Genomic DNA, 15,141 nt, shown 5'->3' with positions numbered 1-15,141 from the left:
GAGAGGAGATTGGTCGTGAAACATGCATTGCTTTCGATCGCCGCGGGGTCGGCGCTGTTGCTCGCGGGTTGCGGACAACCCGCCGAAAAAGGGGCCGAAGCGCCCGCAGGACAGCAGACCGCCGAAGCGGGGGGGCAGGTGGCGCCGGCCTTCACCCTCGCCAACGCCGATGGCGCGCAGATCTCGCTGGCGGATTTCAAGGACAAGACCGTCGTTCTCGAATGGACGAACGAGGGCTGCCCCTATGTGAAGAAACATTATAGCGGCGCGATGCAGGCGTTGCAGAAGGAGGCGACCGCCGATGGCGTCGTCTGGCTGACGATTATCTCGTCCGCGCCGGGCGAGCAGGGCTTCGTCGAGGGCGAGAGCGCGAAGAACTGGAAACAGCGGTTCGACGCTGGCTTCACCCATCTCCTCCTCGACCCGACCGGCGCCACCGGCAAGGCCTATGGGGCGAAGACGACCCCCGACATGCGCGTGATCGATGGCGAGGGGCGGATCATCTATGCCGGCGGTATCGACGACAAGCCGACGAACAAGGTCGAGGATCTGCGGGGCGCGAAGAATTTCGTCCGCGCGGCGCTCGATGATCATGCCGCCGGGCGACCCGTGGCGACGGCCTTCGCCCAGCCCTACGGCTGTTCGATCAAATATGCCGAGGACACGGGGAGCGCCGCCGTGAAGGGTTGATCGGCGGACTCCGGTGCGGATGATCGCGACGCGGGGAGGCCGCCGTCGCGATCGTCCGGACGGGACCGGAGCTGTGGGCCGCCATGGTACATGCGTTTCGCCGCGCCTCGGTTCTCCAGCGCGCCGGGCGGCCAGCCTAGTTCAGGCTGCCACCCGTTCGATCTGGAGATTCGAAAATGAAGACCGCGATCACCGCTTTCGCCCTGTCCGCACTTGTCGCCGCCATGCCCGCCGCCGCGCAGACCGTGCATGCCGGCCGTGAGGCGCCGGCCGCCAAGCCGGCGAAGGTCACCCTCGTCTATCAGCATGAGCTGCCCGATGTTCCGGGCAAGAGCGTCAAGGGCGTGCTCGTCGAATATGGTCCGGGCGCGGCGAACGCGTCGCACGTCCACGCCCGCTCGGCGCTGATCTATGCGACCGTCCTCGACGGCGCGGTGCTCAACCAGATCAACGGCGGCCCCGTCCGTACCTTTCGCAAGGGCGAGAATTTCACCGAACTGCCCGGTGACTTCCACAATATCAGCGCCAATGCGAGCCAGACCGAGCCCGCGACGCTGCTCGCGGTGTTCATCGTCGATACCGGTGACACGATCCTGACGACGCCCGCGACCGCGCCGCGCTGAGTTCGGCGCCGGTTATGGGCAACAGGTCGCACGATTGGTGCGGCCTGACGTGCGGCATCTTGTCAATCATATAAGTTGAGTTATTTTCGTGCGTGCGGGACGTAATCCGAGTCGACCGATCCGAACGACCGAAAGGACTGCCATGATCACGCCGCTGCCTGTCCCGAACCCGTCCGAAACCGCGCGATCCCGGGTTATATCGGGCGACGGGGTGACGCGTTGATCGAGGCGCAGCTTCATTCGCCGCGCCCGCGTTTCCGCACGGCGACGCGTGTCGCGATCGTCGGCGCGGGTTTTTCGGGAACGCTGCTCGCGATCAATCTGCTCGAGCAACCCGATGTCGAGGTGCTGCTGATCGAGCGTGACCGGCACCGCATGGGCGCCGGGGTCGCGTACAGCAGCACCGAGACCTCGCACCTGCTCAACGTGCGCGCGGGCAATATGAGCGCCTTCGCCGACCGACCCGACCATTTCTGCGATTGGCTCGCCGCGCGCGGACTCGGCTGCGAGGCGGCGTTCGTGACGCGTGCGACCTATGGCCGCTATCTGCGTGAAACGCTGGCTATCGCGATGGAGCGCCATGGCCGGCGGCTGAAGCTCGTCGACGATGAAGTGCTCGATATCGAGGAGAGGCACGGACAGGTCACGCTCGGTCTCGTCAACGGCGGGCTGATCGAGGCCGACCGCGCGGTGCTCGCGATCGGCAATCTGCCGCCGCACGATCCGCCGGCGATCGAAGGTGCGCACCTGCCGTCGCACCGCTATATCGGCGACCCGTGGGCGAGCGCGTTCGAGGAAGGGCTCGACAAGCGGGCGCCGGTCCTTGTCGTCGGCACCGGACTGACCGCGGTCGACGTGATCCTGCGCCTCGTCGCGCACGGGCATGAAGGGCCGATCACCGCGCTCTCGCGCCGTGGTCTTCGTCCGCACCGGCATGTCGACGGCCTGCCACGGCCGAAACCCGTGCTCGCCAAGCCCGCCCCCGATCTTTCGGAGCTGGTAGGCTGGGCGCGCGCAGAGGCGCGGGATCGCGACTGGCGGCTGGTCGTCGATTCGATCCGGCCGATCACGCAGATGATGTGGGCATCGGCCGACGCCGGGAAGCGCGCGCGGTTCCTGCGCCACCTGCGCCCCTTCTGGGATGTGCACCGCCACCGGCTGGCGCCCGAGGTCGCCGACCGGATCGATACGCTGATCGCATCGGGGCAGCTTCATTTTCGCGCGGGCAAGATCTCGCATGTCGCGGTCGAGCCCGACGCGCTTGCCGTCTCGTGGCTGCCGCGCGGCGAGGCGGCCGCGGTGACGACGCTCGCGGCACGGATGATCAACTGCACGGGGCCGCAGGGCGACCTGCTGCGCTCGTCGGATCCGCTGATCCGCCGTCTGCTCGGAACGAGGCGCATCCGCCCCGACGCGCTGCGGCTGGGGCTCGACATCGACCGCGACGGCCATGTCGTCGACGCCTCGGGCAAATCGTCGGAACATATTCTCGCGATCGGCCCGATGACGCGCGGCGATCTGTGGGAAGTCGTCGCGGTGCCCGATATCCGCAACCAGGTGAGCGCGCTCGCGCGCCGCCTCGTCAATGCGCACTGGACCGGCGGCGAGGGGCTCTAGCCCGGTTTTCCGGAAAAATCATTGATCGCTGCATCCATTGGCGTGCGCGGTACCGTCCAGTCGATGACCGGCGACTGCGCCGGTCCGGGCGGCGGTTTCGCGCGGCGGTCGATTGTGCTCCCCGGTGCAGTTCGTCCCCGTCTTGCCGGGAACCGCCGCCTGTGGTTTCACCGTGCCAAGCGGCATGAAGGAGAGAGATTTCGATGGACCAGCTGATAACCGCCGCGGCCGCTGCCGCCACCGCCGCACCCGCTGCGGTGCCGCCGGCCGCAACGGTCGCGGTTCCGGTCGCAGGATCCCGGTCGATCAGCCCCGCCGATGTCGCCGCCTATATCGACCCGCGCGACATCGCCTCGTTCCTGCCGCCGCCGCCTCCGACGACCGAACTGGTCGCGGTCAGCACCCACTTCTTTCACCTGCTCGAAAATGTCACGATGGTGGCGCTGTTCGTCGTCGGTTTTTTCCTGCTCGCGCGGCTGCTGCATGCGTGGATGCTGCACCGGTCGATCCGTCGCGCGCTGGACGCGAAGTCGGATGCGGTCAGCCCGCTGATCGACAAGCTCAACAAGCCCTATGAACATCTCGGCTGGCAGGGCGGAAAGGAAACGGCCAGCGGCGGCGACGATCGCAACGCGCTGGTGCTGCTCGCGATCGGCCTCGCGATGGCGGGCTTCGGGTTGATCCAGGGGCATGAACAACTGATCCGCACCTCGGCGGGCGCAGCACTTTTCCCGATATTCGTCGGCATCGCCCTGCTCGTCCGCCGCCGCCTCGCGCGCGCCGCGGCTGCGGAGGAGCGCGCCGCTGCGTGACGGGGCAGGCGATGAAGATTGGGCTCTCAACCAGCGCGTCGTCGGGGGGGATCGTGCCGCTTTCCAGCTCCTCGTGCTGCGGCACGAGGGACGATTGCGCGCCTTCCTCTCCCGCGCCGCCGGGTTCGACGCCGACGATCTGGCGCAGGAAGCCTTTGTCCGCGCGTGGCAGCGCGCGGGCGAATATCGGGGGCAGGGGAGCTATGCCGCGTGGGTCATGGGGATCGGCTGGCGGCTCTTCCTCGACCAGCGGCGCACCGCGCGGCGGCGCGAAGGGCTGGCCGGAAAAGAGGAGGTTGCGACATCGAACGATCCGCGCCCCGCTAGCGATGCCGCGATCGACGCCGACCGGTTGCTCGCCGCGCTGTCGCCGCAGGAACGCGCGGCGCTCACCCTGTGCTTCGGCCATGGCTGGTCGCACGGCGAGGCGGCCGCGATCATGGGGGTACCCCTCGGTACGCTCAAATCGCTGGTCTTGCGCGGCCGCGCCAAGGCGCAGAAGATGATCGGCGAAGGAGCGGACGCATGACGGCGCCGGAGGATCGGGATATCGATGCGATGCTGGCCGCGATGCTGGCGCCGCCCGAGCGGCCGGGCGATCGCGGTTTCGTGACGGCAGTCGAGCGCGCGATCGATGCGCGGGCCGCCTATGCGCGGGCCCGTCGGCGCTTCTGGCGCAGCTTCGCGTTCGAGGCGCTGGCCGTCGGCGCACTGCTGGCGGCGCTGTGGCTCCTGTCGTCGGCGCCGATGCTCGCGTCGCTCGCCGGCAACAGCCATTGGGGCCTCGCGCCGCCCTTGCTGCTCATTCTGCTGCTCTGGTTCGGAACGCAGCGCTGGCGCCAGACCTGACCGGCGCCAGCGGTCCGGTCAGGCGTCTTCCTCGCCGTCCTCGGCTTCGGCGGGCGCGATCGGGCGTGGCTTGCGCCCGCGCGGCGTCGCCGGGATCGCCGGCGGCGCTACCGCTTCAGTCGTGGCAGCGCCCTTGACCAGCGCATCGAGCGACCCACCATCGAAGCCGAGTTCCTTCATCAGACTGTCGATCACCGGCGCCTGCGCTCGGTAGGCGAGCGCCGCCGACACCGCGTTGCTCGCGAGGTTGCCCCCGTCGCCATTCGCGCCGCCTCCCGCAGCGGCCGGGGCACCGCTCTGGTTGATGCCGTCGACCTGGATGATCTTGATCGAATCGATCGCTTCCATCGGTTTCGCCGCTTCGCGCACCACTTCGGGCAGCACCTTGAGCAGCGCCATCTTGGTCTGGAGCGAGATCTGGTTCGACGAGAGCAGGTTCGCCGCCTCGTTGATCGCGCGCTGGCCTGCCGCCTCGACCTCGAAACGGATACGCGCAGCTTCGGCGCGCAGCTTTTCGGCCTCGGCCTCGCCCTCGGCCTCGAGCCGGAGCGCAGCGGCGCGGTTCGACGCCGCCTCCTTTTCGGCTTCGGCCTGCACCTTCACCGAAATCGCCTGACGTTCGGCCTCCTTGGCCGCCTCGATCAGTTCGATCCGCTTCGAACGTTCGGCGACCTCGGTCTCGCGCGCGGTGGCCACCTGTTCCTCGGCGGCGACCGCGACGGCGCGCGCGGCGTCGGCTTCGCCGCGCGCCTGGCTTTCCTCGCGGCTCTTGTTCTGGATCAGGATCTGCTGCTCCTGCCGCGCGAGCTCGATCGCCTGCTCCTGCGCGATGCGCGCTTCCTCGATCGCGCGGTCGGCCTCGATCTGCTTGGCGTCGATCAACTGCTTCGCCGCGATGCGGGCATTTTCGGCTTCCTGATTGCGCTGCGCCTGTTCGCGCGCGATCTCGGCCGCCTGCTCGGCGCGGCGGACCTCGATCTCGCGCGACTGACTGAGCTTCGCGAACTCCTCCTCGCGCTTGATTTCGAGCGACTTCTGCTCTGCCTCGAGATTCTTGGTCTCCATCTGGACGCGCGTGTCCTGCTCGATGTCGTTCCGCGTCTTCTTGCGCAGCTCGATCTGCTCGGTGAGCTTGGTCAGGCCTTCGGCGTCGAAGGCGTTGTTGGCGTTGAAATGCTCGATCGACGTCTGATCGAGCCCGGTCAGCGATACCGATTCGAGTTCGAGGCCGTTCATCGACAGGTCGTTCGAGCTGACCTGCTGCACCTTCTGCACGAAGTCGGCGCGCTGTTCGTGGAGCTGGTTCATCGTCATGCCCGCGGCGACCGAGCGCAGCGCGTCGACGAACTTGCCCTCGACCAGATCCTTCAGCGCCTCGGGGTTCATCGTGCGCAGGCCGAGCGTTTGCGCGGCCATCGCGATCGACCCCGCGTCGGGACGGACGCGCACATAGAATTCGGCCTTCACGTCGATGCGCAGGCGATCGAGCGTGATCAGCGCGTCGACATTCTTGCGTTCGACGGCAAGCCGGACGGTGTTCATGTTCACCGGCATCGTTTCGTGGAGCACCGGCAGCACGAGCGCACCGCCGTTCATGATCACGCGTTCGCCGCGAAATCCCGTGCGGACGAACGCAATTTCCTTGGTAGCGCGATGATAAAGCCGCGTGACGATCAATCCCAATATCAGAAGCGCGGCAAGCCCGATGCCGGCGTAAATCGCAATTTCAATCATGAACCCACCCGTTGCTGTCGATTCGCGCTTCCGCGATTGGAAGCCCCCGTACCGATATTAGGGTCAGTCGAGCCGGGGTAAATAAAAATCGCCGCGGGTGAAGGCTTTGAAGATATCGCCTTCGCGTTTTACCAGAAGGACGCTCTCTCCGGTCCGGAAAATCTGGTCGGCGCTGTCGGGCTCGACCATGATCTGGTGCGGCTGGCCGTGCGGATCGGTGACGCGCGCGCGGGCGGGATGGCCGACGCGGGCGGTGCCGATGCTGATTTCGGCGTAGAGCCCGACAAGCTCGTCGCGTTCGATCGCGGTCGTTTCGAGGCCCGGCACCATGCGCGCGACAAGGCGCGCTGCGCCGCCCGCCACCGGCAGCGCGGCGACGGCGGTCAGCGGCACCATCAGCAGGTTCGCGCCCGGACCGCCGGTCAGCGCGGTCACGAGCTGTTGGAGCCCGAGCCCCAGCGCGCCGAACAGCGCGAGGAAGATCACGAGCCACATCAGGAACGGCACGCGGCCGATACCCGCCCAGGCGAGCAGCGTATCGGCAAAACCGATATCGCCGTCGGTATCGCCGTGCATATCGGCATCGATATCGCCCGCAAGCCCGATCGCCTGCACCGCGCCGATCAGCAGCATGAGCAGCAGCGCCGAACTGAATACGATATTTTCGGGAGCGAGAAACCGGTCGAGCATCAGGCCGCGTCTTCGCCCTCGAGCCCCTGATATTTGAGCTGGAGATAGCGTTCGCGCGTCGCAAGCTTGTCGAGCTCGCCCGCCGCAAGGCTGCGTGCCGCGTTGCCGATCTCGCTTTCGAGCATCTTCAATCCGCCGACGAGCGTTTCGTCGGGGGTACGCCCGGCGTGGGCTTCGGTGCGCAGGCCCGCGGGAATGCGCTGATAGCCCGCGACGAGTTCGGGGAGATCCTCGCCGACGAGCTTGCGGATATTTGCCGCGGCGGGGCTCGATGCGTCGAGCGTCTGGAGCTGCGGCGCGAGCAGGTCGAGCTGGACGCCGATGCCGTCGACGAGCTGGCGTGCCGGCGCGGGAAGGGCGGGACGCTGCGCCTCGAGCCAGATTTCGGTGCGGCCCGCGAGCTGCTTGAGGTCGGTCTTGGGCAGATCGGCCTGGCGCGGCTCGGGGAAGGGCGAACGGCCGAACAGCACCGCGACCCCGATCAGCAGGATGAACAGCGCGAGCAGGCCGGTGAAACCGAGCGGCTGGATCAGCGCGCCGAACACCGCGGCGCCGATCAGCACGATGCCGCCGGCGATCAGCATCCGGCCGAGCTTTTTATAGAGATGCTGACGGCGCAGCGCGACGCTCTTCGTCCCGATCGGGCGGCGGCGTTCGCGCGACCGTTCGATCGCGGAAGCAGCCGAAAGCCGGACCTTGTCGACTTCGCTCATGCTCATATTCGCCCTAGCCTTCGAGCGCGGCGAGCGGGCTGTCGGCGCCGCCGACGCTCGCCTGTGCCTGCGCGGCGCCCTCGGCGCGCGCGATATAGCCCTTCGACTTCGCGACCTCGCCCTCGAGCGTGCTGACGGTGGTCTTCATGCTGTCGAGCGCCTTCAGCTTGAAGGTGTCGATCGCGTCCATCGTGTCATAGATATTCTGGAAGGCGCGCTGCAGCGTCTCCATCGGGATCGTGCTCGACGCCGCCTGTTCGTGGATGCGCGCGGTGTTGTCCTTCAGCATCTTCGACGTGCCGTCGATGATGTTCGCGGTCGTGGTGTTCAGCGCGGTGATCTGTTCGAGCACGAGTTTCTGGTTCGTCATCGCCTGCGCGACGGTGATTGCGGTCTTCAATGCGCCGACGGTGGTCGTCGACGCGCGGTCGACGCCCTTCACCAATTCGACATTGTTCTTCTTGACGAGGTCGAGCGCGAGATAGCCCTGCACCGTCACCGCCATCTGGGTGAGCAGGTCCTGCGTGCGCTGGCGGGCATAGAAGAGCGCATTCTCGCGCAGCACCTTGGCCTTGGCGGGGTCGATCCCGTCGAGTTCGTTCGCTTTCGCTTCGAGTTTCTCGTCGAGCGTCTGGGCGATGTGGACCATCTGTTCCAGCTTGCCCATCGATTCCCACATCTTGCGCCGCTCGACGTCGATCGCCGCATTGTCCATCAGCAGCTCGTCCTTGCCGTTGGCAAGCGCGGTCAGGATGCCGCCGATATGCGTCTGCGCGCTGCGATATTGCGCGAAATAATTGTTGATCTTGCCGCCGAAGATCTTGTCGAGAAAACCGCGCTTCGAGATGAGCTTGCCGTTCGCCGACGGGTCGAGCCGCTCGACGGTGGTGCGCAGTTCGATGAGGTTCTGGCCGATGTCGGTGTCGCGGTCCATCGCGCGGATCGGGCGATCGAGGAAGCGGTTCGAATGGCTCGCGGCCTCCAGCATTTCCTTGCGGCCCATGTTGGTGATCTGGTCGACCTTTTGCCCGAAAGCGGGCGAATTGACGTCCTGTGCGACGAGATCGTCGATGAAGCTGTCGACGCGTTCGCCGAGCTTCGACTTCTGGTCGGTCGACAGCGGTACAAGGCCCGCGGCCTTTTCGGGAGATACCGAGGGTACGGGGTCGGGCGGGGTCAGCTTCAGCTCGTCGGTTGCGGTCGCCGTCGCGGTCACTTCGCTCATTCGTCTTCCTTCCAGCCCCTTACCGCATCCCTATATGGCATGCGGTCCTGTGTTATTCAAGCACTACACCTTTTTCCGCGCGCAAAGCCGGAGCGATCCACGCGGACAGGATGAGCTGCGCCATATGATAGACGAGGATCGGAACGAGTACCATGCCGGCGATGGCGGGCGGGAACAGCGTCGCCGCGAGCGGCGCGCCGACCGCGATGCTTTTCTGCGCGCCCGAAAAGAGCAGGGTGATGCGATCGGGCCGTGCGAGTCCGAGCATGCCGCCGAGCGCCCACGCGCCGCCGAACGACAGCGCGAGCAGCACCGCCACGGCGGCGAGCACGAACGCGATCTCGCGCGCGTCGAGCAGGCCCCAGATGCCCGCGACCACCGCTGCCGAGAAAGCGACATAGACGGCGATCGCGATCGCGGTGCGGTCCATGAAGGTCGCAAGGCCTCGGTGCGCGAGCACCCACGGGCGCAGCCAGCGCTGGACGAACTGCCCCGCGATGAAGGGGAGAAGCAGGATCGAGACGATGCGCAGCACCGCCTCGCCATGGATTTCGCCCGCGCTTCCCGCGAGGAAGGCGAAGAGCAGCGGTGAGAGCGCGACGCCGGAAAGGTTGAGCAGCGCCGCCGCGACGACGCTCGCCGCGACATTGCCGCCGGCGAGGCTGCTCGATGCGGTCGCCGACTGGACCGTCGAAGGGAGGATGCCGAGAAAAAGGAAGCCGAGCGCGAGCGTCGCGGGGAGCAGCGGCGCGGTCGCCGCCTGCGCCGCGAGGCCGAGCAGCGCCATGAAACCGAAGCAGAAGAGGAGGGCGCTTCCCTGCAGCTTCCAGTTGCGGATGCCGTGCAGCACCTCGTCGCGGGGCAGGCGCACGCCGTTCAGGAAGAAGAGGAAGATGATGGCGGCGGTCGACACGCCCTGCGCGACCGGCACTGCGGTGCCGCGCACGGGGAGCAGGCTCGCGAGCACGATCGTCGCGAGCAGCACGGGAACGAAGCGGTCGGGAAAGACGCGGGCCAGCATTGGGCCGAAGCGATGGCCGGATGAGGGGGGATTGGCAAGCTTATGATCCTCCCCATCGCTCCGCCACAGGAAGGATTGGATCTGCCGTGAACTCGTCTACACACGCGCCATGGCTCATATCCTCATCCTCGCCGCGCTGCCCGAAGAGGCCGACGCGCTGTTTCCCGGTGCCGGTGCGCCCGCCGGCGGGCTGTTCGCCGAACGGCGATTGGCGGTCGCGGGGCACGACCTTGCCATCGCGACCTGCGGGCTCGGCAAGGTGAACGCGGCGCTCTGTGCCGGGGCGCTCGCGGGCGATGCCGACATGCTGCTGATGACAGGCACCTGCGGGTCGCTCGGCGCCGCGCCGGGCGCGTATTGGATCGCCGAGGCGCTCCAGCATGATTATGGTGCCAGCCAGCCCGGCCTCTTTCGTCGCTACCGCGCGGGCGAATGGCCGATCGGCGAGGCGGGCGAGGCGCATTTTGCAGCCATGGCCGATCGGGGACTCGGCCTGCCGCAGGCGCGAATCGCAAGCGGTGACAGCTTTGTCGCTTGCCCCGATGCGGCCGCCGATCTTGCCAGCCTCGGCGCGACGCTCGTCGATATGGAGGTCGGCGCGGTAGCGCAGGTCGCTGCGCGCCTTGGCAAGCCGTGGGGCGCGATCAAGGCGGTGACCGACGACGCGAATGGCGACAGCGCGGGCGATTTTCATGCGAATCTGCTCCGTGCCGCGCGGACGGCGGCGCACGAGGTCGAGCGGCTGATCGCGATGATCTGAACCGTTCCGCGCGCCTCGGGGTTGTGATAGGCTGACGCCCCAACGACCGAGGGAGAGACTCGCGATGCGGTACCGGTCTTCACTAGCCATGCTCGCCGCCTGTGCGGTTTTCGCCGCGCCGATCGCCTTCGCGGCGGGCAGCGGCGGGAGCGGCAGCAGCGCGCCGCCGAGCCAGAGCAGCTACGACCCGACGGTGGATTATCAGAAGGGCGCCGACGCCTTTGCCTCGGGCAAATATGACGAGGCGGCGAAGGCGTTCAGGAAGGTCGTTTCGGCGGTGCCGAAGAATCCGCAGGCCAATTATCTGCTCGGCGCAAGCTATATGGCGCAGGGGGATTTCTCGCGCGCCGTAAAGCCGCTCGAAGCCGCGGTGCGCTACGACGAAAAGATGGTCGATGCGCGCCGCGATCTCGGCATCACGCAGGCGAAGCTCGGCAAGGCCGGCAAGGCCGACGAACAACTCGGCGCCTTGAAGGCGATGCAGGAAGGCTGCGCGGGGACGTGCGCCGATTCGGCGAAGCTGAACGACGCGATCGCCAGGCTCGAAGCGGCGATTGCCGCGGGACCGCAGGCGCAGAGCGCGGTCGAGCCCGAGGTGCGGCTGGCCTCGGCCGAAACGCTCGATGCGACCTATGTCGCCGCGGTCGGGCTGATCAATGAGCATCGTTACGAAGCGGCGATCGCCAAACTCGACGCGGCGCTGTGGGCGGCGGGCCCGCATCCCGACGTACTCACCTATCTCGGCTTCGCGAACCGCAAGCTGAAGCGTTACGACGCGGCGGAAGCCTATTATCGCGAGGCGCTCGCCATCGCGCCGGCGCATCGCGGCGCGCTCGAATATTATGGCGAGCTGAAGCTCGAACGTGGCGATGTTGAGGGAGCGAAGGCGCATCTGGCGAAGCTCGAGACGATCTGCGGCTTCGGCTGCCACGAGGTCGACGAGCTTCGACGCTGGATCGCGGCGGGGCGATCATCCGCAAGCTGATCGCGCTCGCCGCGCTGATCTTCGGCGTCGCGGCGACACCGGGCAGCGCGCCGGCGGCTTTCGAGCAGTTGCGCTGGACCGCGCCGGGGGCGGAACGGACCTTGCTGTCCGGGCAGCCCGCGACCTGCATGGCCGGCGACGATGATTCGATCCGCAGCGGCCGGGCTCTGTTCGCGACCCCGACCTTGCTTGGCGGGCAGGCCGCGAAGGCGGGGCTGAGCTGCGCAAGCTGTCATATCAACGGGCGCGACAATGTGCATTTCCTGCTCGCGGGCGTCTCGGCCGCCCCGGGGACCGCCGATGTGACCAACAGCTTCTTCAGCGCCGCGCGCGGCAATGCCCGCTTCGACCCCGTCGTCATTCCCGATCTGGCCAAGCCCGGAAAAGTGTCGCGCGATCCCGGCGCGCGCGCGCTCGAAATCTTCATCCGCAATCTGATCGTGGAGGAATTCGGCGGGCAGGAGCCGACGCCCGCGACGCTCGATACGCTCGCCGCCTATGTTCGCGCGATACGGCCTTGTCCGGGCGAGCAGAGGGTCGTGCGGCGGCTGAACGACCAGCTCGCGGCTATCGCTGACGGTGCGGCGGCTGTGCGGCTGATGGCGGGCCGCGGCGACCCTCGGGGCATGCGGCTGGCGATCGCCTCGATGCGTCATCAGCTGGGGTTGGTCGCCGAGCGTTATGCGGGACCGGGCTTCGCCCGCGACCGCAGGGCTTTGCTGGCGGCGTCGCGCGAATTGCGGGCGATCGGCGATATCGCCGTGCCCGGGCAGGCCGGATTGGCCCTCGACCGCTGGAAGCGCGGTTTCGACGCGGGGCCGGCGCGGCGTCTCCGCGGCGCCGAGGCGCGCTCGCTCTATGACGGGAGGCGTCTCGACCGCGCGCTTCGCTAGTCCGGATGCCGTCGGCAATCATGTTGCGCCGCAGCACCACTTCTGTTAGGGGCGCGGCGTCTCGCGGCGCTCCGGGCGCTGCCCCCTTACATCAAGGCTTATCCGCATGTCTTTGCGCAATATCGCCATCATCGCGCACGTCGATCATGGCAAGACCACCCTCGTCGACCAGCTGTTCCGCCAGTCGGGTACCTTCCGCGACAACCAGCGCGTCGAAGAACGCGCGATGGACTCGAACGATCTCGAAAAGGAACGCGGGATCACCATCCTCGCGAAGTGCACCAGCGTCGAATGGGGTGAAGACGCCGACCAGACGCGGATCAACATCGTCGACACCCCGGGCCACGCCGACTTCGGCGGTGAAGTCGAGCGCATCCTCAGCATGGTCGACGGCGTCATCCTGCTCGTCGACGCGGCCGAAGGCCCGATGCCGCAGACCAAGTTCGTGACCGGCAAGGCGCTCGCGCTCGGCCTGAAGCCGATCGTCGTCGTCAACAAGATCGACCGCAGCGACGCGCGTGCCGCCGAAGTGCTCGACGAAGTGTTCGAACTCTTCCTCGCGCTCGAAGCCAATGACGAACAGCTCGACTTCCCGATCCTCTATGCTTCGGGCCGCGGCGGCTATGCCTCGGAAAGCCCCGATGCGCGCGAAGGCGATCTGACGCCGCTGTTCAAGACGATCGTCAGCCATGTTCCCGAGCCGGGCCTGCCCGTCGACGCTCCCTTCACTTTCCTCGCCACGCTGCTCGACCGCGACAATTTCATCGGCCGCATCCTGACTGGCCGCGTCCAGTCGGGCACGGTCAAGGTCAACCAGCCGATCCACGCGCTCGACATGGACGGCAAGGTGATCGAAACCGGCCGCGCATCGAAGCTGCTCGCGTTCCGCGGGCTCGACCGCGTGCCGGTCGACGAAGCGAAGGCGGGCGACATCGTCGCGATCGCAGGCCTCACCAACGCGACCGTCGCGAACACGATCGCCGATACCGGCGTCAGCGAGCCGATCGCCGCGCAGCCGATCGACCCGCCGACGCTGTCGATGCGCTTTGCCGTGAACGACAGCCCGATGGCGGGCCGCGAGGGCAGCAAGGTCACGAGCCGTATGATCCGCGACCGTCTGCTGCGCGAAGCCGAAACCAATGTCGCGATCCGCATCACCGAAAGCGCCGACAAGGACAGCTTCGACGTTGCGGGCCGCGGCGAGCTTCAGCTCGGCGTGCTCATCGAAACGATGCGCCGCGAAGGGTTCGAGCTCGGCATCAGCCGTCCGAAGGTGCTGTACGGCGAAGACGAGGACGGCAAGCGCACCGAACCCTATGAAACCGTCGTCATCGACGTCGACGACGAGCATAGCGGCACGGTCGTCGAGAAGATGCAGATCCGCAAGGCCGACCTCACCGACATGCGCCCGTCGGGCGGCGGCAAGACGCGCATCACCTTCAGCGGCCCGTCGCGCGGCCTGATCGGCTATCACGGCGAATTCCTGTCGGACACGCGCGGCACCGGCATCATGAACCGGCTGTTCGAGAAATATGGGCCCTACAAGGGCGTGATCGAGGGTCGCAAGAACGGCGTCCTCATCTCGAACGGCAATGGCGAAGCCGTCGCCTACGCGCTCGGCCCCTTGGAAGAGCGCGGCATCCTGTTCGTCTCGCCCGGCGAGGCGCTCTATGAGGGCATGATCATCGGCGAGAATGCGAAGCCCGACGACCTCGAGGTCAACCCGATGAAGTCGAAGCAGCTCACGAACTTCCGTTCGACGGGCAAGGACGACGCGATCCGCCTGACCCCGCCGCGCCGCATGACGCTGGAGCAGGCGATCGCCTATATCGACGACGACGAGATGGTCGAGGTGACCCCGAAGAATATCCGCATCCGCAAGGCGCTGCTCGATCCGCACGAGCGCAAGAAGGCGTCGCGCAAGAAGGAAGCGGCGTAAGAAACAGACCGGCGGCCCCGACGGCCGCCGGTTTTTCTTTTGGGGGGAAGGAGCGCGCTGTGGGACGGTTGATCCTGTTCAACAAGCCGTGGGGCGTGCTCAGCCAGTTCACCGATCGCGGCACGCCGGAAGCGCGCGCGACGCTGTCGGACTATATCGACGTGCCGGGCGTCTATCCCGCCGGCCGGCTCGACCGGGATAGCGAGGGCTTGCTGATCCTGACCGACGACGGCGCGCTGCAGGCGCGGATTTCGTCGCCGAAGCACAAGATGCCGAAGACCTATCTGGCGCAGGTCGAGGGCGAGCCCGATGCCGCCGCGCTGGGCGCTCTCCGCCGCGGCGTGACGCTGAACGACGGCCCGACGCGCCCCGCGACCGTGCGCCGGATCGACCCACCGATGCTGTGGGACCGCGACCCGCCGGTGCGCTATCGCAAGAGCGTGCCCGACGCATGGCTCGAACTGACGATCACCGAAGGCCGCAACCGCCAGGTCCGCCGCATGACCGCCGCGGTCGGCTATCCGACGCTGCGGCTGGTCCGCTGGCGGATCGGGGAGTGGGAGATTGGCGATTTGGGGTTGGGGGAATGG

Annotated in this window: 16 protein-coding genes; 11 read left to right on the top strand and 5 right to left on the bottom strand. The window is 67.3% G+C overall.

Translation table 11 applies throughout. From position 1 onward, the window contains the following. Positions 1-15: 15 nt before the first annotated feature. The 6 genes from JHC57_RS11065 (at position 16) to JHC57_RS11040 (ending at position 4,591) form a co-directional block, all read left to right on the top strand. Positions 16-690, top strand: a complete 675-nt coding sequence (locus tag JHC57_RS11065) for a thioredoxin family protein (RefSeq protein ID WP_294030057.1) — start codon at positions 16-18, stop codon at positions 688-690. 176 nt (positions 691-866) lie between these two features. Continuing rightward, positions 867-1,313: a cupin domain-containing protein gene (locus tag JHC57_RS11060; RefSeq protein ID WP_294030056.1), complete on the top strand. Its 447-nt coding sequence runs from the start codon at positions 867-869 to the stop codon at positions 1,311-1,313. Between the two features lie 219 nt (positions 1,314-1,532). After that, complete coding sequence (locus JHC57_RS11055; protein ID WP_294030055.1) at positions 1,533-2,930, top strand: FAD/NAD(P)-binding protein; 1,398 nt, start codon at positions 1,533-1,535, stop codon at positions 2,928-2,930. A 203-nt stretch (positions 2,931-3,133) separates the two neighbouring features. Further along, entirely contained in the window at positions 3,134-3,742 is a 609-nt protein-coding gene (locus JHC57_RS11050) for a hypothetical protein (protein ID WP_294030054.1), read from the top strand. After that, the gene (locus JHC57_RS11045; protein ID WP_366928541.1) at positions 3,717-4,271 is read left to right on the top strand and encodes an RNA polymerase sigma factor; all 555 of its coding nucleotides are present in this window, start codon (positions 3,717-3,719) and stop codon (positions 4,269-4,271) included. The genes JHC57_RS11050 and JHC57_RS11045 overlap by 26 nt, the downstream gene beginning before the upstream one ends. Then, the gene (locus JHC57_RS11040) at positions 4,268-4,591 is read left to right on the top strand and encodes a hypothetical protein (RefSeq protein WP_294030053.1); all 324 of its coding nucleotides are present in this window, start codon (positions 4,268-4,270) and stop codon (positions 4,589-4,591) included. Before JHC57_RS11045 ends, JHC57_RS11040 begins: the two co-directional genes overlap by 4 nt. Positions 4,592-4,609: 18 nt before the next feature. Here the strand turns inward: JHC57_RS11040 and JHC57_RS11035 are convergent, their stop codons facing one another. The 5 genes from JHC57_RS11035 to JHC57_RS11015 form a co-directional block, all read right to left on the bottom strand. Next, the gene (locus JHC57_RS11035) at positions 4,610-6,325 is read right to left on the bottom strand and encodes a flotillin domain-containing protein (protein WP_294030052.1); all 1,716 of its coding nucleotides are present in this window, start codon (positions 6,323-6,325) and stop codon (positions 4,610-4,612) included. A 63-nt stretch (positions 6,326-6,388) separates the two neighbouring features. Beyond that, positions 6,389-7,015, bottom strand: coding sequence for a YqiJ family protein (locus JHC57_RS11030; RefSeq protein ID WP_294030051.1), 627 nt, complete (start codon positions 7,013-7,015; stop codon positions 6,389-6,391). Beyond that, positions 7,015-7,734, bottom strand: coding sequence for a hypothetical protein (locus JHC57_RS11025; protein ID WP_294030050.1), 720 nt, complete (start codon positions 7,732-7,734; stop codon positions 7,015-7,017). The genes JHC57_RS11030 and JHC57_RS11025 overlap by 1 nt, the downstream gene beginning before the upstream one ends. Positions 7,735-7,741: 7 nt before the next feature. After that, on the bottom strand, positions 7,742-8,953 hold the full coding sequence (locus tag JHC57_RS11020) for a toxic anion resistance protein (protein ID WP_294030049.1): 1,212 nt from the start codon (positions 8,951-8,953) through the stop codon (positions 7,742-7,744). Between the two features lie 52 nt (positions 8,954-9,005). Beyond that, the gene (locus tag JHC57_RS11015; RefSeq protein ID WP_294030048.1) at positions 9,006-9,974 is read right to left on the bottom strand and encodes a bile acid:sodium symporter family protein; all 969 of its coding nucleotides are present in this window, start codon (positions 9,972-9,974) and stop codon (positions 9,006-9,008) included. Between the two features lie 109 nt (positions 9,975-10,083). Here JHC57_RS11015 and JHC57_RS11010 point away from each other — a divergent pair, with 109 nt between their 5' ends. From JHC57_RS11010 to JHC57_RS10990, 5 genes are all read left to right on the top strand, one after another. Next, a complete protein-coding gene (locus JHC57_RS11010; RefSeq protein WP_294030047.1) occupies positions 10,084-10,734 on the top strand; it encodes a purine phosphorylase in 651 nt (216 codons plus the stop codon). A gap of 64 nt (positions 10,735-10,798) precedes the next feature. Beyond that, on the top strand, positions 10,799-11,719 hold the full coding sequence (locus JHC57_RS11005; protein ID WP_294030046.1) for a tetratricopeptide repeat protein: 921 nt from the start codon (positions 10,799-10,801) through the stop codon (positions 11,717-11,719). A 128-nt stretch (positions 11,720-11,847) separates the two neighbouring features. Beyond that, the gene (locus tag JHC57_RS11000) at positions 11,848-12,612 is read left to right on the top strand and encodes a hypothetical protein (protein ID WP_294030045.1); all 765 of its coding nucleotides are present in this window, start codon (positions 11,848-11,850) and stop codon (positions 12,610-12,612) included. A gap of 106 nt (positions 12,613-12,718) precedes the next feature. Then, positions 12,719-14,551, top strand: coding sequence for a translational GTPase TypA (gene typA, locus JHC57_RS10995; RefSeq protein WP_294030044.1), 1,833 nt, complete (start codon positions 12,719-12,721; stop codon positions 14,549-14,551). Between the two features lie 59 nt (positions 14,552-14,610). After that, a partial coding sequence (locus tag JHC57_RS10990; protein ID WP_294030043.1) for a pseudouridine synthase occupies positions 14,611-15,141 on the top strand: 531 nt, incomplete at its 3' end.

It is taken from the genome of Sphingopyxis sp. (assembly GCF_016463645.1).
GTDB lineage: Bacteria > Pseudomonadota > Alphaproteobacteria > Sphingomonadales > Sphingomonadaceae > Sphingopyxis.
This window is presented reverse-complemented; position numbering and strand designations above follow the sequence as displayed.

What these genes read in the sequence shown, in the direction of transcription:
- JHC57_RS11060 (WP_294030056.1), top strand. Translation starts at nt 867, where the DNA reads ATGAAGACCGCGATCACCGCTTTCGCCCTGTCCGCACTTGTCGCCGCC.
- JHC57_RS11050 (WP_294030054.1), top strand. Translation starts at nt 3,134, where the DNA reads ATGGACCAGCTGATAACCGCCGCGGCCGCTGCCGCCACCGCCGCACCC.
- JHC57_RS11040 (WP_294030053.1), top strand. Translation starts at nt 4,268, where the DNA reads ATGACGGCGCCGGAGGATCGGGATATCGATGCGATGCTGGCCGCGATG.
- JHC57_RS11035 (WP_294030052.1), bottom strand. Translation starts at nt 6,325, where the DNA reads ATGATTGAAATTGCGATTTACGCCGGCATCGGGCTTGCCGCGCTTCTG.
- JHC57_RS11030 (WP_294030051.1), bottom strand. Translation starts at nt 7,015, where the DNA reads ATGCTCGACCGGTTTCTCGCTCCCGAAAATATCGTATTCAGTTCGGCG.
- JHC57_RS11025 (WP_294030050.1), bottom strand. Translation starts at nt 7,734, where the DNA reads ATGAGCATGAGCGAAGTCGACAAGGTCCGGCTTTCGGCTGCTTCCGCG.
- JHC57_RS11020 (WP_294030049.1), bottom strand. Translation starts at nt 8,953, where the DNA reads ATGAGCGAAGTGACCGCGACGGCGACCGCAACCGACGAGCTGAAGCTG.
- JHC57_RS11015 (WP_294030048.1), bottom strand. Translation starts at nt 9,974, where the DNA reads ATGCTGGCCCGCGTCTTTCCCGACCGCTTCGTTCCCGTGCTGCTCGCG.
- JHC57_RS11010 (WP_294030047.1), top strand. Translation starts at nt 10,084, where the DNA reads ATGGCTCATATCCTCATCCTCGCCGCGCTGCCCGAAGAGGCCGACGCG.
- JHC57_RS11005 (WP_294030046.1), top strand. Translation starts at nt 10,799, where the DNA reads ATGCGGTACCGGTCTTCACTAGCCATGCTCGCCGCCTGTGCGGTTTTC.
- JHC57_RS11000 (WP_294030045.1), top strand. Translation starts at nt 11,848, where the DNA reads ATGGCCGGCGACGATGATTCGATCCGCAGCGGCCGGGCTCTGTTCGCG.
- typA (WP_294030044.1), top strand. Translation starts at nt 12,719, where the DNA reads ATGTCTTTGCGCAATATCGCCATCATCGCGCACGTCGATCATGGCAAG.